The 18,773-nt window shown below is 45.6% G+C and carries 15 protein-coding genes and 2 tRNA genes; 10 read left to right on the top strand and 7 right to left on the bottom strand.

Annotated features, from left to right (window positions below; all coding sequences use genetic code 11):
* Positions 1-62 precede the first annotated feature (62 nt).
* Both L5M17_RS05200 and L5M17_RS05195 read right to left on the bottom strand, forming a co-directional pair.
* Positions 63-147: transfer RNA gene (locus L5M17_RS05200), tRNA-Tyr, on the bottom strand.
* A 71-nt stretch (positions 148-218) separates the two neighbouring features.
* Positions 219-303: transfer RNA gene (locus L5M17_RS05195), tRNA-Tyr, on the bottom strand.
* 125 nt (positions 304-428) lie between these two features.
* Here L5M17_RS05195 and L5M17_RS05190 point away from each other — a divergent pair.
* From L5M17_RS05190 to L5M17_RS05180, 3 genes are all read left to right on the top strand, one after another.
* The gene (locus L5M17_RS05190; protein ID WP_131524165.1) at positions 429-917 is read left to right on the top strand and encodes a VC2046/SO_2500 family protein; all 489 of its coding nucleotides are present in this window, start codon (positions 429-431) and stop codon (positions 915-917) included.
* A 208-nt stretch (positions 918-1,125) separates the two neighbouring features.
* A complete protein-coding gene (locus L5M17_RS05185; RefSeq protein WP_219233569.1) occupies positions 1,126-1,413 on the top strand; it encodes a DUF406 family protein in 288 nt (95 codons plus the stop codon).
* A 244-nt stretch (positions 1,414-1,657) separates the two neighbouring features.
* Complete coding sequence (locus tag L5M17_RS05180; protein ID WP_263145719.1) at positions 1,658-3,841, top strand: putative bifunctional diguanylate cyclase/phosphodiesterase; 2,184 nt, start codon at positions 1,658-1,660, stop codon at positions 3,839-3,841.
* A 172-nt stretch (positions 3,842-4,013) separates the two neighbouring features.
* Here L5M17_RS05180 and L5M17_RS05175 read toward each other — a convergent pair whose 3' ends face one another.
* Positions 4,014-4,529, bottom strand: coding sequence for a YchJ family protein (locus tag L5M17_RS05175; protein WP_263145717.1), 516 nt, complete (start codon positions 4,527-4,529; stop codon positions 4,014-4,016).
* A gap of 104 nt (positions 4,530-4,633) precedes the next feature.
* Positions 4,634-5,209, bottom strand: a complete 576-nt coding sequence (locus L5M17_RS05170) for a DUF4440 domain-containing protein (RefSeq protein WP_028760004.1) — start codon at positions 5,207-5,209, stop codon at positions 4,634-4,636.
* Positions 5,210-5,327: 118 nt separating this feature from the next.
* Here L5M17_RS05170 and smrA point away from each other — a divergent pair, with 118 nt between their 5' ends.
* Complete coding sequence (gene smrA, locus L5M17_RS05165; RefSeq protein ID WP_263145713.1) at positions 5,328-5,918, top strand: DNA endonuclease SmrA; 591 nt, start codon at positions 5,328-5,330, stop codon at positions 5,916-5,918.
* Between the two features lie 84 nt (positions 5,919-6,002).
* Here the strand turns inward: smrA and L5M17_RS05160 are convergent, their stop codons facing one another.
* Positions 6,003-7,865, bottom strand: a complete 1,863-nt coding sequence (locus tag L5M17_RS05160; protein ID WP_263145710.1) for a M2 family metallopeptidase — start codon at positions 7,863-7,865, stop codon at positions 6,003-6,005.
* Positions 7,866-8,085: 220 nt separating this feature from the next.
* Between L5M17_RS05160 and L5M17_RS05155 the strand changes: the two genes are divergently transcribed.
* A complete protein-coding gene (locus L5M17_RS05155) occupies positions 8,086-8,724 on the top strand; it encodes a TetR/AcrR family transcriptional regulator (RefSeq protein ID WP_028760001.1) in 639 nt (212 codons plus the stop codon).
* 16 nt (positions 8,725-8,740) lie between these two features.
* On the top strand, positions 8,741-11,020 hold the full coding sequence (locus L5M17_RS05150; RefSeq protein WP_263145706.1) for an acyl-CoA dehydrogenase: 2,280 nt from the start codon (positions 8,741-8,743) through the stop codon (positions 11,018-11,020).
* Positions 11,021-11,250: 230 nt separating this feature from the next.
* Here L5M17_RS05150 and pyk read toward each other — a convergent pair whose 3' ends face one another.
* Entirely contained in the window at positions 11,251-12,690 is a 1,440-nt protein-coding gene (gene pyk / locus L5M17_RS05145; protein WP_168825238.1) for a pyruvate kinase, read from the bottom strand.
* 187 nt (positions 12,691-12,877) lie between these two features.
* Positions 12,878-13,732 (bottom strand): MurR/RpiR family transcriptional regulator, encoded by an 855-nt coding sequence (locus tag L5M17_RS05140; protein WP_006081563.1) that lies wholly within the window; start codon positions 13,730-13,732, stop codon positions 12,878-12,880.
* A gap of 312 nt (positions 13,733-14,044) precedes the next feature.
* Here L5M17_RS05140 and zwf point away from each other — a divergent pair, with 312 nt between their 5' ends.
* Genes zwf through L5M17_RS05120 form a run of 4 tightly spaced genes read left to right on the top strand, consistent with a single transcriptional unit; the run spans position 14,045 to position 18,738 of the window.
* Positions 14,045-15,517 (top strand): glucose-6-phosphate dehydrogenase, encoded by a 1,473-nt coding sequence (gene zwf / locus L5M17_RS05135; RefSeq protein ID WP_028759998.1) that lies wholly within the window; start codon positions 14,045-14,047, stop codon positions 15,515-15,517.
* Between the two features lie 9 nt (positions 15,518-15,526).
* Positions 15,527-16,225, top strand: a complete 699-nt coding sequence (gene pgl, locus L5M17_RS05130; RefSeq protein WP_263145701.1) for a 6-phosphogluconolactonase — start codon at positions 15,527-15,529, stop codon at positions 16,223-16,225.
* Between the two features lie 24 nt (positions 16,226-16,249).
* The gene (gene edd / locus L5M17_RS05125) at positions 16,250-18,076 is read left to right on the top strand and encodes a phosphogluconate dehydratase (protein ID WP_028759996.1); all 1,827 of its coding nucleotides are present in this window, start codon (positions 16,250-16,252) and stop codon (positions 18,074-18,076) included.
* A gap of 20 nt (positions 18,077-18,096) precedes the next feature.
* Positions 18,097-18,738: a bifunctional 4-hydroxy-2-oxoglutarate aldolase/2-dehydro-3-deoxy-phosphogluconate aldolase gene (locus L5M17_RS05120; RefSeq protein ID WP_028759995.1), complete on the top strand. Its 642-nt coding sequence runs from the start codon at positions 18,097-18,099 to the stop codon at positions 18,736-18,738.
* The last annotated feature ends 35 nt before the right edge of the window (positions 18,739-18,773 follow it).

Below are 18,773 nucleotides of genomic sequence, written 5' to 3'. Positions count from 1 at the left end.
ACAAAACTAAACATTGGCCATGTTTAGTTTTTGAAAATGATTCTCTGCGTTAGAGATAAAGATGGTGGAGGGAGAAGGATTCGAACCTTCGAAGGCTGAGCCGTCAGATTTACAGTCTGATCCCTTTGGCCACTCGGGAACCCCTCCACGAATACCTTTAACGCTTTTGTAAAACTCTACATCATTTTCGAACAACACGATAAAACTTGCAGTGCAAATGGTGGAGGGAGAAGGATTCGAACCTTCGAAGGCTGAGCCGTCAGATTTACAGTCTGATCCCTTTGGCCACTCGGGAACCCCTCCTCAATTGCGGCCGCCATAGTAGTCAGAAACCTTTTCCATGTAAATACCCAATTTAAAAATATTCCTAAAGTTATGTATCAAATGGTCGATTAACTAACAACGAATTGTTTTGACGATGTTTTTTTATGCAAATTGATGTTCCTTTAGTCAACGAAGCCCAAATTGGCACCCGCTTAAACGCGGCGATAGAAAACGACAGACGGGGCGAATTCGCCCTGTTGCTGTCGTTACTGTCGGTTGACGCACGGGACATGGCACAATTCCAATGGCAAAATGAACTCGATATGGCGCAAAAATTACAGCGTCAGTTCGAATTACCACCGCAGCAAAGTTTAATGGCGGATTTATCGTCTGCTGAACCAGTGGTTGATAACAGCAGTATTTTTATGGCTCAAGGTCCACGTGCGTTTCAATTACAACAAGCATTGCGACCGGAAGCCTTAGTCATCCGTGGCGGCGAGTCAGTCGCAATGGCAGAAGCGTTAAGTAACTGTGACCATGTCACTCAGCTGAGGCAAAGGGGCCAATTAACCGCACCCAAAGTCGAGATCATGCACTTTGCTGATCAATTGGCAATCCAACGTAATCTTGTACCTTTGCTCGCTTCAGCCTAAGCCTGTCTTCCCGCAAGCGATCTTCAATACCCATCGGGTCAATCTGATCCATTTCGATAAATAAGCGTGAGCTAAAGCCAGTTATCTTGAAGCTTAATTACCTATAATTCGTATTAACCTATCGAGTTAAAATTTACCGCGTTAAAAATTTAACGAGCATATTTTAGTGATGCCGTTAATCAGTCGCTCTATACATTAAGGAATACAGATGAAAGGCATAATAGAAGCACAGAGCCCGACAGTGAATGACACTTGCACCGATTGCGGCAGCTTTGTCGATATCGGCGCCGTTATTGATGAGCACGATACGTTATTGACGTTAAATTTTGTTGGCGATAGCGCTCAAGCAGATGCCGAAAGCATGGCAACACGCGCTCAAACTCGATTTGCTGAAGTGCAAACTGAATTTGTGACTAAAGCTGAAGGCGTCGACTTACTGCTGACCTTCAATGTCAGCGCGGAAAAAATGATTTTTCAATTGGAAAACGGCCTGTAATTTTTAAAGCAGCACTTTAGTTTTTAGTCGGTTATGGATATCCGGAAATCGCGCTAATTGCCTAAAAATGCTGCTATTGTTAACCAAATTGTAATAAATTGTGCCACATGTTGCTGTGCTTACAACAGTTAGTGTAATCTGCCTCCAAATAAGAATAATTCAATCAGCTTAATTCCACATTTTGAGGTAAGTTTGCTAACAGCAAAGACCTTTAGCCCAACACGAAGTTTTGTAGGGAACCAGCGTGAAGCGACGTCAGCATCAGCATTTATTGGAGTCTTTGGTACAGTCAACTGCAAAACAGCAGGGCGATTTCACAAAGACGGCAGAGTTAACCACAGAGTTGTTGTGCCAGAATTTAGCGGTTTCTTTGGTATCAGTGTGGACTTTTTCATCTGATCAACAAACCCAATCACTCGTCGCACAATTTGGTTCTATGATGTTGCAAGACATTCATAGACCTAAGTTATTACAAGATTGTCTCCGGTATGTACACGAGCTCAAAACTCTGCGCCATATCGATGCAGGCAATGCCCTGACCGATCCACGTTTAAGTGAATTGGCTGAGTGCTATTTTATCCCGCGGCAAATCAACTCGAGTCTCGACATCGCCATTCGTATCAATGGCCATCTCGAAGGTGTGCTCTGCATCGAGCGGGCACAATTGACTCCCCACTGGCATGACAGTGAAATTCACCTCGCGTGCCAGATGGCTGACCAATTAGCCCTGACCTTAGCGACAAAGCACAGCTACGATAAAGAAGAAAGCTTGAGTTTATTTCGCTGTGCCACTGAACAATCGCGACAAATCAGTATGTTAATTAATCTGCATACTGAAAAAGTCGAGTATGTGAATCAGGCGCACAGTGAAATCACTGGCATGCCCCGTGAACAGATTATCGGCGCTAATATCCGTGAGTTGGCTTTTTTCAAGCAGCATGCCCAATTAGCCGAGCAAACCCTAGCGCAAATCTTTAGGGGCGAAATTGCCAAAGGCGAAGTGCAGTTTAGTCGTGCCGATGGCAGTCGTTATTGGCTGACATACGTGCTGAGTCAATTCATTACCGATCGCGGCAATCATTATGCCTTGGTCTCGTGTGAAGAGAATACCGACGAGCATAACTATAAGTCAGAGCTTGAACGGCTTGCTTGGCGTTGTGGATTAACGGGGCTACATAACCGTACTCATTTTAATCGAGTCCTTGAACGTACCACGAAGGGACTGTTGTTATTAGTTGATTTAGTGGGATTTAAGCGTTTTAACGATACTTATGGCCATGAAAATGGCGATAGCTTGTTGATAGAAATTGCCCGCCGTTTGAAACATTTTTCTGAGATTAATAAGGCCACCGAAATTGCCCGCGTCGGCAGCGATGAATTTGCAGTGCTATTGACCGATGATAATGCCGTTTACGATCTCGATTATTTTAGTACGCGCCTGTATCAACATCTTGCTATGCCTATTTTAATCGGCCGCGAGCAAGTCGAACCTAAGCCTGCTTTAGCTGTGGTTGATATTGCCTCTGTGGCGAGTTTGTTTGCCCCATTAACCTGTGCCGATATTGCAGTGCAGTATGCTAAAAAGAAAAAAGGCACTGCAATCCAAGTATTTAACAGCACGTTATTGAGTGCATTTAAAGAGGATGCGCAGATAGAACGTGATTTACACAGTGCGATCCGTGGCCGTCAGTTTGAGCTTTATTATCAGCCACTGAGGGATCTTGAGCAGAATACCTATATTGGCGCCGAAGCCTTAATCCGTTGGCACCACCCTAAAAGAGGCGTGTTATTTCCAGCTTCCTTTATTGATATTGCAGAGCAGTCGGGGATGATTAATTCTATCGGCAGTTGGGTTTTAGAGGCCGCTTGTCGACAGTTAAACCTATGGCAGCATCATAATGCAGATATGACAATGCATGTGAATGTGTCGGCCCGCCAGTTCTTCAGTGGTAATTTATTTGAGCAAGTGTGGCAGTTGTTGACGCGTTATCGCTTGAAACCTAAGACTTTAATCTTAGAGATCACTGAGACTGAATTGATGGGTGATATTCGCCATGCGACCTTGTTATGCCAAGAATTAGCGGAATTAGGCGTAGGGCTCGCGATTGACGATTTTGGGACGGGTTACTGCTCTATGCGTTATTTGAAGCAGTTTCCGATCAGTAAACTTAAGATTGATCGTTCGTTTATTTCAGATCTTACCGTCAGCCGCGAAAGTCGCGAAATTGTGTCAGCCATTATTGCTATGGCGAATGCATTGAATATATCTCTGACGGCAGAAGGGGTTGAAACCCTTGAGCAAGAAGCATTTTTAGCGAAAAGTTTTTGCCATCAGGCACAGGGTTATCTCTATAGCCCTGCATTACGGGAGCCTGAGTTTGCACAATTTATCTTGTCGGCTAAAAGCGCTTCGGTCATAACCCATTAAAGTTACACATAATCCACTAAGTCACAATTATTTCAAATGTGCTGCTCACGATAAAAAAAGGCAACCTAGGTTTGTAATCTAGGTTGCCTTTATTATTCATCTCTGTGCTTGTTCAATCAGCACTATAAACCTTCACCGTCATTCTCCAGTGCAGTTCAGCACTGTATACCTATTAAGATTTTAAGCAGCATTGTTTGAATTTTTTGCCACTATGGCAAATACAGAGATCATTTCTACCGGGTAATTTAGCCGTCATTTGCTGGCCTTGGCTGTAATACCAGCGACTTGCTTGGTAGATAAATTCGGATCGCTCATAGATAGCATCAATTTCACCATCGAGCTTATACCAAGCTTTAAAAGTAACAGTGCCATGTCGTTGTTCAGCTATCGCCGCTTGAGCATTGTGGATTGGTGTTTCAGTGCTGCTCTGTACATCTAATCCTAGCCAATGTGGGTGAGGGCCAATATTCAAACTTGCTAGGGTGAGGCCGTTTAGGTACTCGGGATGATGTGTTTTCAAAATGTAATCAAAATTTTTCAATACAAATGCGCAGTAGCGTGAGCGCATAAGCTGTTCAGGTGTGCGGGCAATCTCTTGCCCAGAGTCTACATGCGTATGCAGTGGACCACAGCAATCTTGATAGCTTAGCCCACTGCCACAGGGACAGGTTTGCTTAGTTGTAGTCATGTTAGCTAAATCTTTAATTTAATTGTATTTGTTTAAATTTATTCGATTTCTATCTAAATGCGTTAGATGTTAGACAGCCCATTTAAACGTAATCGGCATTAACATTAGGGTAATTTTTTACCCGCAGGTAAAGGCGGAAATTGGCGACCATAATACAAGTTAGGCACTGGTTTCGCATTCAGATAATAGCTAGGTTCTGCGCGGTTATTGGTATCTAAGCTCACTTTCCATTGGGTGGATGAGACTTTTTCTGTACCAATAGCAAATTTGCCCGCAAATTCACTCACAGGTTCGCCAGTTTCTTGTGCTGGGTAAAATCGAACCAAATAATAGCCAGTATCTATGGCACCATTACCGATAATTTTGCGTTTAGTAATGCGGAAATCCACGTCAATAGTAGCTTTTTTGGCGCGGATTTTATCGAAAAACTTCTTGTAAATGGCGACAATATTGTCTCGTCCATAGTAAATTTCTTTACTTTGACTCTCAGATAAGTAGCTAGCGTCATCAGCGTAAATCTCACGGGTCACCTCAGGGGACAATTGATTAAAAGCGCTAATAAACAAAGGGTAATTAGCGTTGATCAATTGATCATCAGTGGATTTTGTATGAGTTTTAGCTGGATTGGCTAAGCTTGGCAGTGACAATAAGCACATCAGGACTAGCGGCAAAAATTTCATTACTTTATTCTAATCTGGCAATCATGGCGTCACTATAATGGAGGCGCCCGCTGAACTAAAGCCTTGAATGTTTACAAAGTGTGTTTCTGTACAAGAGTGTGAAGTAAAGGAGCTTGCCATGCTGGATGATGAATCAGCACTGTTTTTTGAGGAAATGGCTGGAGTCGTGCCACTAAAAGGCGATATGCCAGTGGTAAATTTAGCACCGAAAGCGTTGACGGCTGAGCAAATACACAGACGCGATGCTTTACAACGGGAAGCCTTCCTAGCGTGTATGCCACTGGATTTAAAAGCGTTTCCACAGCAAGCGCCAGATGACATTGTGAGCTTTAAGCGTGAGGGGGTACAAGGCGGCGTTTTTAAACGACTCCGAATGGGGCAATACAGCATCAAGATGGAGCTTGATGTGCATGCTTATCGGTTAAACCAAGCTCGTGATGCCGTCCTTAACTATATACTGGCAGCGCAGGCACATGGTGAACGCTGTGTCATGTTGATCCACGGTAAAGGCTATCAGAGTCAACCCTTTGCGGGATTGCTCAAATCCGCTGTGTGCTATTGGTTATCACAACTCGACATGGTGCTTGCCTATCATTCGGCGAAAACCGAGCAGGGCGGTGCTGGGGCACTTTATGTGATGTTAACTAAGTCAGAACAGCTTAAGCTTGAAAACCGTGAAGCCAATCGTAAAGGAATGGGATGGCGTTAGATTAAACAGATAAGTATTGAATAAAAATGCCCAATTTTATTGGGCATTTTGTTTTATGTTATTGGGTGATGATTTTATGAACCCTTACCAACCACACTGGCGGTTTGCGGTGGTATTTTGCTCATCTAACCATGTTTTAAGTGGGGCGAAGTAATCGAGCACCGCTTTTGCATCCATCGTTTCTTTGCCGGTGACTTCTTTCAATGCTTCTGGCCAAGGTTTACTTAAGCCTAACTCGAGCATCTTATTGAGTTTCTCTCCCGCGGCTTGATTACCATAAATACTGCATCTGTGTACCGGACCTTTATCGCCTGCAGTTTCACACAGCGCTTGATGGAATTGGAATTGCAAAATATGCGCTAGGAAGTAACGGGTGTAGGGTACATTGCCTGGTACATGGTATTTAGCACCCGGATCAAAATCTGCTTCACTACGTTCAGTCGGTGCTTTGACGCCTTGGTATTTTTCCCTCAGATCCCACCAAGCTTGGTTATATTGGGCGGGCGTGATTTCGCCGCTAAACACTTTCCAGCGCCACTGATCTATCATCAGGCCAAAGGGCAAGAAAGCAATTTTGTCTAAGGCTTGTTTTAGTAAAAGGCCGATATCCTTAGATGTATCAGGTACTTCTTCTAATAAGCCGATTTGCTTTAAATAGCTTGGCGTGATCGACAGTGCAATCGTGTCACCAATTGCTTCATGGAAACCGTCGTTAGCGCTGTTTTTAAATAGGAAGGGTTGTTGCTTATAAGCGCGTTGATAGAAGTTATGCCCAAGTTCGTGGTGGATAACGCTAAAATCTTCGGCAGTTTTTTGGATACACATTTTAATGCGGATATCGTCGAGATTATCGAGATCCCACGCCGAAGCGTGACAAACCACATCACGGTCCTTTGGTTGTACGAATAGAGAACGCGCCCAAAAACTTTCTGGCAATGGTGCGAACCCTAATGATGTGAAGAAGCCTTCGGCTTGTTTCACCATTTTATGCTCGTCATAGCCTTTCTTTGCCAATAACTCAGTGACATCGTAACCCGGATCGGCATTGTCAGGGGCGACGAGATCATACACATTGCCCCATTGCTGGGCCCACATGTTGCCAAGTAAGTGTGCAGGGATGGGGCCAGTGGTCGGTGCGACGCTATCGCCGTATTCTTTATTGAGTTCACCGCGCACATAACAGTGCAAAGATTCATAAAGGGGTTTTACTTGGCCCCAAAGACGATCGAGTTCCTGTGAAAAATCATCGGGTTTCATATCATATTGACTGCGCCATAGCTCAGACAGGTTGGCATAACCGAGATCCTTTGCGCCTTCATTGGCCAGTTCAACTTCGCGTTGAAACAAGGGGCGCATGGGTTTAGCTATTTCACGCCAGCCTTTCCACGCTTCCAGTAATTTTACGGGATCTCGTGATTCGGCCATTAAGCTCGATAGCTCAGGCTGGGTCATACATTTGCCGTCGGCAAAACAGTATTTTCCTTTGCCGTATAAGCCATTTAATTCTGAACTAATTTGCGCCAGCTCGGTGTTCTTCGCAGGATCGAGCGGCGCGGGTAACACTAACGCACTGCGCAGGATATTGAGCTTGCGGGCATTAATGGGATCGAGTTCTACATTGGCGTACTTAGCCGCCTCGGTTGCAAATTTTACCGACGCGGCACTGACCTTTTCGCCGACTGCGGCAGACAGGGCCGCGGTATCATCAGTAATAAAGTTGCTGTAAATCCACTCGGCGCGATTAGATTCAATCGATAATTCGGCCATCTTGGCTTCAGCATCGTTAATAAAAGCAATGGCTTGTGCTTTATCTGGGGCGATATTGATGACAGCTGCTGCAGTAGCTGTCTTGTCTGTTTTACTTTGTGCATCATTACAGGCCGTTAATCCCAGCGCGAGTGCCACTGTGAGGGCGATTTTACTGCGACGATTCAATGAAATAACCATGTCTAGTTGTCCTTGTTGTTTTTGTGTTACACAGTTTACCTAAACCACAAAGTTATTGCACAAGGGTTAATTGACTTGTTTTTAACACTTATTCGGACATGTACGACATACCGCTTGTATCACAGACTAGAAAGCGGTGAATTTGTCCAATTTTAGTTTGACATCCGTGGTGCCAATGTTTAATTTAAACGAGTGTTTTAAATTAATTCAAGGTCACGGAATGGCAAGTCGATCCGATACAAAAACTAGAATACTTGATGCCGCAGAAAAACTGTTCGCCGAACGGGGCTTTTCTGAGACCTCCTTGCGACTCATTACCAGCAAAGCTGAGGTGAATTTAGCATCGGTCAATTATCACTTTGGTTCTAAAAAAGAGCTGATCCGTGCAGTGTTAGCCCGCTATTTAGACGTGTTTATGCCTGCCGCTTCAAGCCAAATTCATCGTTTAAATGCCGCTCCAGCACAAGCAACACTCGAAGAGATCCTGTCTTCTTTGGTCGATCCTTTATTGGATTTAAACGCGCTACGTACCGAAGGCACCACGATCTTCCTGCAGCTTTTAGGCCGTGGCTATATCGAAAGCCAAGGGCATTTACGTTGGTTTATTACTACCCATTACGGCCAGCATCTCGATGCTTTTGTTAAAGCCGTGTCGGCCAGTGCACCACATATTCCACCCGCTGAAATGTTTTGGCGCTTACACTTTACCTTAGGCACTATCGTGTTCACTATGGCGTCCGCTGATGCCCTAAATGACATTGCTGCTGCTGAGTTTGGTGAGCATAACGACATCGAAGCCGTGATCCGTAAAGTGATCCCCTACATGGCGGCTGGCGTATCAGTCCCCGTTTCTTCTTAATTAAAAGGTCTTGATAATGTTGACGATTATAATTCTTGCCCTGATAGCCATTGTCGTGTTGTTTGCGGTGAAAAATATCCGGATGCAGTTTATTACCCGCCCAGTTTTTAGTTTTTTCAAGAAGGTCTTGCCGCCACTTTCCGATACCGAGCGTGAAGCGATGGAAGCGGGTGATGTCTGGTGGGAAGGGGAGTTATTTCGCGGAAATCCTAACTGGAATACCTTGCATAGCTATGGCAAACCCACGCTAACTGCAGAAGAAAAAGACTTTATTGATAATCAAGTGATGACAGCACTGACGATGATCGATGATTTCGACATAGTGCATAACCGCAAGGATTTACCGCCAGAGCTGTGGGAATACTTTAAGAAAGAAGGTTTCTTCGCACTGATCATTCCGAAGAAATTTGGTGGTAAAGCTTTCTCTGCCTATGCAAACTCGACCATTGTCAGCAAATTAGCCAGCCGTAGCGTAAGCGCCGCTGTTACTGTGATGGTGCCGAACTCTTTAGGCCCAGGTGAGTTGCTGACCCACTATGGTACGAGCGAGCAGAAAGAACGTTGGTTACCTGCTTTAGCTAAAGGCGATGAAATTCCTTGTTTTGCATTAACTGGTCCAGAAGCGGGCAGTGATGCCGGCGCTATCCCAGATGTGGGTATTGTGTGCCGTGATACCTTCAATGGCGAAGAAATGCTCGGGCTAAAACTCACCTGGGATAAGCGTTATATCACGCTGGCGCCTGTAGCAACAGTTCTGGGTTTAGCGTTCCAAATGCGCGATCCTGAAGGTCTGCTTGGCGATAAGAAAAACTTAGGCATTACCTGTGCGTTGATCCCAACGGATCATCCTGGTGTGGTGATTGGTCGTCGTCATAATCCGCTGGGCATGGCGTTTATGAACGGTACTACTCAAGGTAAAGAAGTGTTTATTCCGCTCGATTGGATTATCGGTGGCCCTGAGTTTGCCGGTAAAGGCTGGCGTATGCTGGTTGAGTGTTTGTCAGCGGGCCGCGGTATTTCATTGCCAGCATTGGCAACGGCTTCTGGTCACATGGCGACTAAGACGACAACGGCTTACAGCTATGTGCGTCACCAGTTTGGAATGGCAATTGGTCAGTTTGAAGGGGTGCAAGAAGCGCTGGCGCGTATTATTGCCAACACTTATCAGTTAGAAGCCGCACGCCGTTTAACAACCACGGGTATCGATCTTAAAGTCAAACCTTCGGTCGTGACTGCAATAGCTAAGTACCACATGACTGAATTAGGCCGTTCTGTGATGAACGATGCCATGGATATTCAATCGGGTAAGGGCATTCAATTAGGACCTAAAAACTATTTAGGCCACCCTTATATGTCGAATCCAATTTCGATCACTGTGGAAGGCGCGAATATTCTAACCCGCTCATTGATGATTTTTGGTCAAGGTGCGACTCGCTGCCATCCTTACGTACTTGCCGAAATGGAAGCCGCAGCGATGGAAAACCAACATGAAGCCTTAGAGCGTTTTGATGCGTTATTAATGGGTCACATGGGTTATGCCACGCGTAATGCTTTCAGTGCTTTGTTTAGCGCGTTAAGCGGTAGCCGTTTTGGCAGTGCGCCAGTGAGCGGTGAAACTAAGCAGTACTATAAAGATATGTCGCGTATTTCGTCTGCATTAGCCTTAATGACAGATTTATCAATGCTGATCATGGGCGGCGATTTAAAACGCAAAGAAATGCTCTCAGCACGTATGGGTGATGTGCTCAGCCAGTTATATTTAGGCTCAGCAACCTTGAAGTTGTTTGAAGATAATGGCCGTCAACAGGACGATTTGCCTGCGGTACGTTATGTAATGGCCAATCGTTTGCACTTGGCGGCGAAAGCGTTGGAAGACACGATTCGTAACTTTCCAAGCCGTCCTGTGGCATGGTTACTGCGTGGCTTAATCTTCCCGCTGGGTAATCACTTCACTGCACCGAGCGACAAAATGGCGACCGATTTAGTTAGCGGCATGTTGAAGCCTGGCCCTGCTCGCGAACGTATTACTTTCTTATGTCCTGAATTTGAAGGGGATAAGGGCGGTATTGCTGAAGTTGAGCAAGCATTTATCGCGCAATATGCCTGTAAAGATATCTATAAAAAACTGAAGAAAGCGCAGCGTGCCGGTGAGTTGCCAGCAAAAGTGCCGAATCAAGTCTTGTTTGCAAAAGCACTCGAGACTGGCGTTATCACTGCCGACGAAGAACAAAAGTTACAGCATGCTGATAAGCTGCGCTTAGCGGCAATTAATGTGAATGATTTCGAAGCGTTATAGTGATTATTAGTGTTTGATGTTAGCGCAGTTTGGTCTAAGCGGTGTTAAGTTCGATAGCTAAGCCGCTTGGGCCGTTTGGATTTACCTCTGAAATGAGAGACCAACAAATTTTCACCAACAGAAATCTGCACTTACAGAAAACAGTCAATATAAAAAAACCACCTTCATGAGGTGGTTTTTTATTGGCTGTTTTCTAACGAGCTTGAGTTGTTAGAAGAAGCTTAAGCAACTTAAGCTACGATCAACACTTTACAGGTGTTAGTGCCGCCGATGGTTTCCATTGCATCGCCTTTGGTCATTAATACCATATCACCGCTATTCAAATAACCAGCCGCTGTTAATGCTTCTAACGCTTTTTGCGCTAGCTCATCGGCTGGGTGGATCGTTGAATCGAAGTAGATTGGCAACACGCCGCGGTACAAGGCCATTTTGGCTAAGGTTGTTGCGTGACGTGATAAACCTAAGATTGGCAGTGAAGAACTGATACGAGACATTAACTGTGGTGTTGCACCCGATTCAGTCAGAGCGATAATCGCCTTAACGCCTTCTAGGTGGTTTGCTGCATACATAGTTGATAGCGCAATGGTCTCTTCAACTGAAGTGAAACGCACATCTAATCTATGCTTAGACACAATCACACTTGGGTGAGATTCAGCGCCAACACACACGTTTGCCATTGCCTTAACGGTTTCTTCTGGGAAGTCACCGGCAGCAGTTTCAGCAGATAACATCACAGCATCGGTACCATCAAGCACAGCGTTCGCCACGTCCATCACTTCGGCGCGGGTTGGCATTGGGCTTGAAATCATCGATTCCATCATCTGGGTGGCAGTGATGACGACTTTATTCAGTTGGCGTGAACGGGCGATTAACTTCTTTTGTACTGCAACGAGTGCAGCATCACCAATTTCAACACCTAAGTCACCACGGGCAACCATAACAACGTCAGACGCTAAGATAACATCATCCATAGCGGCATCGGTCGCAACCGCTTCAGCACGTTCAACTTTAGCAACGATCAACGCATTACAACCGGCTTGACGGGCAAGATCGCGTGCATAGTCCAAGTCAGCACCACTGCGCGGGAAAGACACGGCTAAATAATCCACTTGGATCATTGCTGCAGTGAGAATGTCAGCCTTGTCTTTTTCGGTCAGCGCAGCAGCAGAAAGTCCGCCGCCTTGTTTGTTAATACCTTTGTTGTTAGATAAAGGGCCTGCCACAGTCACTGTGGTATGCACTTTACGGCCTTCAACACGCTCAACGCGTAATTGAACACGGCCATCATCTAACATCAGGATATCGCCAACAGTCACATCGTCTGGCAATTGCTTGTAATCGATACCCACTTTGGTCTCGTCGCCTTCACCTTTGGCTAACTCGGCATCAAGTACATAGGCTTGACCTAATACGAGTTGTACTTTCTTATTGTCTTTGAAAGTAGAAACGCGGATTTTAGGGCCTTGTAAGTCACCAAGAATGGCCACATGAACGCCTAACTCTTTAGCGATTTCGCGCGCTTGAGTTGCTCGTTTTAGATGATCTTCGGGGGAACCGTGGGAGAAATTAAGACGTACAACGTTTGCACCTGCCGCGATGATGCGGCGTAGGTTATCATCACGATCGGTAGCGGGACCTAGAGTGGTGACGATTTTGGTTCTGCGGAACATAAGGATACTCCGTTAAAGTTAAAAAAAATCTTGGGACTATATTACCATGCAATTCCAAATTTTGTAGTAAAGTTACAATCAAATTGATCTAAAGTTATGTATGAAAATTGTGAGGTATCGCTGATATTTGCACGATAAATGGCTAGGTTAATGATCAACGCTAGCCATTTTTAGAAAAGGAAGTGAGTTACAGTATCGGATCTTTATTGATGCGAGACTCTTTTAACACTTCTTTCACTCGTTTCAAATTATCGCGGAAACGTGGGCCTCTACGTAAGGTAAAACCCGTTGCCAATACATCTATAGTGACTAATTGGGCTAAACGCGAGGCCATAGGTAAATACATGTCAGTATCTTCTGGCACTTCCATTGTCACGGGCAGTGTACATTCCATTGATAAAGGCGAGTTGCGGGCAGTAATACCAATCACAGCTGCACCATTTTCTCTCGCTAAACGCGCTATTTCAATCAATGACTTAGTGCGGCCAGTGTGGGAAATCAATACCACCACATCGCCCTCATTACTGTTAATACAGCTCATGCGTTGCATTAGAACATCGTCAAAACAGATGACAGGCACATTAAAGCGGAAGAATTTATTTTGCGCGTCATGGGCAACTGAAGCGGATGCGCCTAGGCCAAAAAAGGAAATAGTCTTAGCTTGAGTGAGAATATCAACGGCTTTATTAATGGCTGAAATGTCTAGGCTTTGACGTGCGGTATCGAGCGAAGCCATTGAAGATTCGAATATTTTTGTCGTGTAAGACTCTGTCGAATCATCTTCTTCAACGTGGCGGCTCACATAAGGTGTACCGTTCGCAAGACTTTGTGCTAGATGTAACTTAAAATCAGGGAAACCTTTAGTATCTAAGCGGCGGCAGAAACGATTCACAGTAGGTTCACTGACATCTGCCATCTTAGCCAGTGTGGCGATGCTAGAATGTATAGCTGTCTGTGGTGATGCTAAGATCACCTCTGCAACTTTGCGTTCTGATTTACTAAAATGGGTGAGGCTTTTTTGAACCTTTTCTAGGGTATTCATACGCGTATGTCCGCTAAATTGAGAATGTAATTTTATTTATTTTTATTTCGTGGGAGCTGATCAAGACTGGCGGCCCACTAATAGACTCTATGTAGTAACTTTTCAGTACAATTTTGAAATAAGACTTTACTACCTTCAGTAATTTAAGCACAAAAAGCATATCAGATTTATGCAGCAAGTGACTAGTTAGCAAGAATGTTAATATTTATAAAAATAGATGCATTTAACAAATTCTGTTGTTATATTACAACAAAAGTGTGGATTTCTTCATCGACATGAAGGGACACGACATACAAAGGAGATCGTAACGCAATGGGCAAAACAACATCAGGCGCCAAAGCTTGTGACTTCGTACTCTTTGGTACTAAAGGCGATTTGGCACGACGCAAGTTGTTACCTTCTTTATACCAGCTAGATAAAGCTGAACTTCTCGATAAAGATACGAAAGTGATCGGTGTCGCGAAAGACGAGTTTACTCAAGATGAGTTTATCGAATTAGTCACGCTTGCATTAAACACCTTCGTGAAAGAGCCTTTGTGCGAAGAGACTCTCCAACGTTTCCTGTCCCGCTGCCATTATATAGGCACTAACTTTACCGATTCAGCGGGCTACAGTGCCTTCCATGATCTGCTCAAACCAGAAGAGCGCGTTATGGTCAGTTACTTTGCTACGCCACCTGCAATATTCGGCGACATTTGCCGTTGTTTGCATGAACAAGATCTTATCCACCCAGATTCACGCGTGGTGCTCGAAAAGCCCATCGGCTCAGATTTAGACTCTTCTCGCGTTATCAATGACCAAGTTTCCGCTTACTTCAAAGAACGTCAGGTTTACCGTATCGATCATTACTTAGGTAAAGAAACCGTACAGAACTTGATTGCACTGCGTTTTGCTAACTCTTTATTTGCCTCTAAGTGGGACAACCGTACGATTGACCACGTCCAGATCACAGTCGCAGAAGAAGTGGGCATCGAAGGCCGTTGGGGTTACTTCGACAAAGCGGGTCAAATGCGTGACATGATCCAGAACCATTTGCTGCAAGTGTTAACGCTCGTTGCTATGGATCCACCGGTCAACTTAGACGCTGACAGCATCCGTGATGAAAAAGTCAAAGTGCTCAAATCACTGCGTCCGATTAATTCTGACAATGTGTATGAAAATACCGTACGCGGTCAGTACAGTGCTGGCTTCTTAAAGGGCAGCCCAGTACCGGGTTATTTAGAAGAAGAAGGCGCCAACCTTCAATCACACACAGAAACCTTCGTGGCTATTCGTGTGGATATCGACAACTGGCGTTGGGCGGGCGTGCCTTTCTATTTACGTAGCGGTAAACGTATGCCGTTTAAGAGCTCTGAAATTGTGGTGTATTTCAAAAACCCACCGCATAACTTGTATCGCTCAAGCTACCGTAATCTGCCACCGAACAAGCTGACAATCCGTTTGCAGCCCCATGAAGGGGTTGAAATCCAGATGATGAACAAAGTGCCAGGTTTGGAGCAAAAACAACGTCTACAAACCACTAAACTCGATTTGAGCTTCTCCGATACCTTTAAAAATGAACGTATCGCCGATGCCTATGAGCGTCTATTACTCGAAGCTATGCTCGGTAATCAAGCGCTGTTCGTGCGCCGCGACGAAGTCGAGCAGGCATGGACTTGGGTGGATGGCATTATCCAATCGTGGGAACAAAGCAACGAAAAACCAAAACCTTATCCTGCGGGTACTTGGGGTCCAGTTGCGTCAGTTGCTTTGATTACCAAAGATGGCCGTTCGTGGGACGAGTAGGAGACTTTGATGATTAAAGAAACCGTATTCAAATCTTTCGATACGCCAAGTGCGTTAGAACAACAGCTTGCGAATAGAATTGCGAGCCAGTTGCAGGAAGCCGTCGATGCCCGCGGAAAAGCCAGCTTAGTGGTTTCCGGTGGTTCGACGCCGCTTAAGTTATTTCAACTATTGAGCATGAAATCCATCGATTGGAGTGATGTTTATATCACGCTTGCCGATGAGCGCTGGGTTGAAGCCGACGCCGATGCTTCTAATGAGCGTCTCGTGCGTGAACATTTATTACAAAACCGTGCGGCGAATGCCAAATTCCGCGGTTTAAAAAACATGTTTTCGACCGCAGAAGCGGGCGCCGATATGGCCGCCGAGTCCTTGTCTAACTTCCCACGTCCTTTTGATGTGGTGGTGTTAGGCATGGGTAACGATGGTCATACCTGCTCTTGGTTTCCCTGCAGTGCTGAGCTTGAACATGCGCTCACAACCCAAGCCCTGTGTGTGGCGACGAACCCCACCACAGCGCCCCATGGTAGAATTACGCTCTCTAAGAGTGCGATTCTGAACAGCAGACAAATTTATCTGCACTTGGTCGGGGAACAGAAATTATCCGTATATCGTCAAGCGTTAGAAAGTGATGATGTCCATGCTATGCCTATCAGAGCCGTATTAGCGCAGCGTAAAACGCCCGTTGATGTGTTCTGGAGCGCTTAAGGAGTCACTATGCACTCAGTAGAAATACACTCAGTAGTTCAAGCTGTTACCGACAGAATTATTGCCCGTAGTAAAGCGTCACGTGAAGGTTATCTCGCCGCATTGAATGATGCCCGTAACCATGGTGTACACCGTAGCTCATTGAGCTGTGGCAACTTAGCCCATGGTTTTGCCGCCTGTAATCCAGACGACAAAAATGCATTGCGTCAATTGAATAAAGCGAACATCGGCATAGTGACGGCATTTAACGATATGTTATCTGCGCACCAACCCTATGAAAGCTATCCTGAATTGCTTAAAAAAGCCTGTCAGGAAGTCGGCAGTGTTGCACAAGTGGCGGGCGGTGTTCCGGCCATGTGTGACGGTGTGACTCAAGGTCAACCCGGTATGGAATTGAGCTTACTGAGTCGTGAAGTGATTGCGATGGCAACGGCTGTGGGCTTGTCTCACAACATGTTTGATGGCGCTTTACTGCTCGGCATTTGCGATAAAATCGTTCCAGGTTTGCTTATCGGCGCCTTAAGCTTTGGTCACTTGCCTATGTTATTCGTGCCTGCTGGGCCGATGAAATCAGGTATCCCGAACAAAGAAAAAGCCCGTATTCGTCAGCAATTTGCCCAAGGTAAAGTGGATCGCGCGCAACTGTTAGAAGCTGAAGCCCAGTCTTACCACAGTGCGGGAACCTGTACTTTCTACGGCACGGCAAACTCGAATCAGTTGATGCTTGAAGTGATGGGCCTGCAGTTACCTGGCTCGTCATTTGTGAATCCTGATGATCCACTGCGCGAAGCATTAAATAAGATGGCAGCTAAGCAAGTGTGTCGTTTAACCGAAATGGGGACTCAATATACCCCAATCGGTGAAGTGGTCAGCGAAAAATCTGTGGTTAACGGCATAGTGGCACTTTTGGCTACTGGTGGTTCTACTAACTTGACGATGCACATTGTCGCCGCGGCTCGTGCTGCCGGTATTATTGTGAACTGGGATGATTTTTCTGAATTATCCGATGCTGTACCATTAGTGGCGCGCGTGTATCCAAACGGTCATGCCGATATTAATCATTTCCATGCAGCCGGTGGCATGGCGTACTTAATCAAAGAATTGCTCGATGCGGGTTTATTGCATGAAGATGTGAATACCGTTGCGGGCTTTGGTTTACGCCGTTATACCCAAGAGCCAAGGTTGCTCGACGGTGAACTGCGCTGGGTCGATGGTCCAACGACTAGCTTAGATACTGAAGTGTTAACGTCAGTCGCATCACCTTTCCAAGGCAACGGTGGCTTGAAATTACTCAAAGGTAACTTAGGCCGCGCTGTGATCAAAGTGTCAGCAGTACAAGAACAACATCGTGTCGTTGAAGCGCCCGCTGTGGTGATTGACGATCAAAACAAACTCGATGCCTTGTTCCAAGCCGGTGCTCTGGATAGAGATTGTGTTGTGGTGGTTAAAGGTCAAGGCCCGAAAGCCAATGGTATGCCAGAACTGCACAAGTTAACCCCATTATTGGGAACGCTTCAGGACAAAGGCTTTAAAGTCGCGCTGCTGACCGACGGTCGTATGTCTGGCGCGTCGGGTAAAGTCCCTGCGGCCATTCATTTAACGCCAGAAGCCTTAGATGGCGGTTTAATTGCCAAAGTCCAAGATGGCGACTTGATCCGTGTCGATGCGTTAACTGGCGAACTGAGCCTGCTGGTCTCTGAAGCTGAACTTGCCACCAGAGCCGCGGGAATTGTGGATTTACATCGCTCACGTTATGGCATGGGCCGCGAGTTATTTAGTGCGCTACGTTCAAATCTAAGTAGTCCAGAAACTGGTGCGCGTTGTACTAATGCCATCGATGAACTTTATTAATACAAAGGAAGAATAACGCAATGCTTGAGAATAACTGGTCACTACAGCCACAAGATATTTTTAAACGCAGCCCTATTGTTCCTGTTATGGTGATTAACAAGATTGAACATGCGGTGCCATTAGCGCGAGCACTGGTTGCCGGCGGCATTAGCGTATTAGAAGTGACTTTGCGTACTCCTTGTGCACTCGAAGCTATCACTAAAATCGCCAAAGAAGTGCCAGAGGCCTTAGTGGGCGCGGGTACTATTTTAAACGAAGCTCAGCTTGATCTTGCGATTGCCGCGGGTGCGCAGTTTATTATTACCCCAGGTGCAACGGTTGAACTGCTCAAAGCGGGTATGCATGGTCCAATCCCTTTAATTCCAGGGGTTGCGAGCATTTCAGAAGTGATGACGGGGATGGCGCTCGGTTACACCCACTTTAAATTCTTCCCAGCTGAAGCTTCGGGTGGTGTTGATGCTCTTAAAGCCTTCTCGGGTCCGCTAGCGGATATTCGCTTCTGCCCAACAGGTGGCATTACGCCAAGTAGCTATAAAGATTATTTAGCGCTGAAAAACGTCGATTGTATTGGTGGTAGTTGGATTGCGCCAACGGATGCAATGGAACACGGCGATTGGGATCGTATCACTCAACTTTGTAAAGATGCCATTGGCGCTTTATAAATCGAGTTTGAAATAGTGACAAAATAAAAACCACC

It is taken from the genome of Shewanella sp. SW24 (assembly GCF_025653395.1).
GTDB lineage: Bacteria > Pseudomonadota > Gammaproteobacteria > Enterobacterales > Shewanellaceae > Shewanella > Shewanella oncorhynchi.
This window is presented reverse-complemented; position numbering and strand designations above follow the sequence as displayed.

Excerpts from the sequence above, each read along its gene's own strand:
- zwf (WP_028759998.1), top strand. The coding sequence starts at position 14,045 with ATGGGCAAAACAACATCAGGCGCCAAAGCTTGTGACTTCGTACTCTTT.
- L5M17_RS05170 (WP_028760004.1), bottom strand. The coding sequence starts at position 5,209 with ATGAAATTTTTGCCGCTAGTCCTGATGTGCTTATTGTCACTGCCAAGC.
- pgl (WP_263145701.1), top strand. The coding sequence starts at position 15,527 with ATGATTAAAGAAACCGTATTCAAATCTTTCGATACGCCAAGTGCGTTA.
- L5M17_RS05140 (WP_006081563.1), bottom strand. The coding sequence starts at position 13,732 with ATGAATACCCTAGAAAAGGTTCAAAAAAGCCTCACCCATTTTAGTAAA.
- pyk (WP_168825238.1), bottom strand. The coding sequence starts at position 12,690 with ATGTTCCGCAGAACCAAAATCGTCACCACTCTAGGTCCCGCTACCGAT.
- L5M17_RS05120 (WP_028759995.1), top strand. The coding sequence starts at position 18,097 with ATGCTTGAGAATAACTGGTCACTACAGCCACAAGATATTTTTAAACGC.
- L5M17_RS05160 (WP_263145710.1), bottom strand. The coding sequence starts at position 7,865 with ATGGTTATTTCATTGAATCGTCGCAGTAAAATCGCCCTCACAGTGGCA.
- L5M17_RS05185 (WP_219233569.1), top strand. The coding sequence starts at position 1,126 with ATGAAAGGCATAATAGAAGCACAGAGCCCGACAGTGAATGACACTTGC.
- L5M17_RS05155 (WP_028760001.1), top strand. The coding sequence starts at position 8,086 with ATGGCAAGTCGATCCGATACAAAAACTAGAATACTTGATGCCGCAGAA.
- L5M17_RS05150 (WP_263145706.1), top strand. The coding sequence starts at position 8,741 with ATGTTGACGATTATAATTCTTGCCCTGATAGCCATTGTCGTGTTGTTT.
- L5M17_RS05175 (WP_263145717.1), bottom strand. The coding sequence starts at position 4,529 with ATGACTACAACTAAGCAAACCTGTCCCTGTGGCAGTGGGCTAAGCTAT.
- L5M17_RS05190 (WP_131524165.1), top strand. The coding sequence starts at position 429 with ATGCAAATTGATGTTCCTTTAGTCAACGAAGCCCAAATTGGCACCCGC.
- smrA (WP_263145713.1), top strand. The coding sequence starts at position 5,328 with ATGCTGGATGATGAATCAGCACTGTTTTTTGAGGAAATGGCTGGAGTC.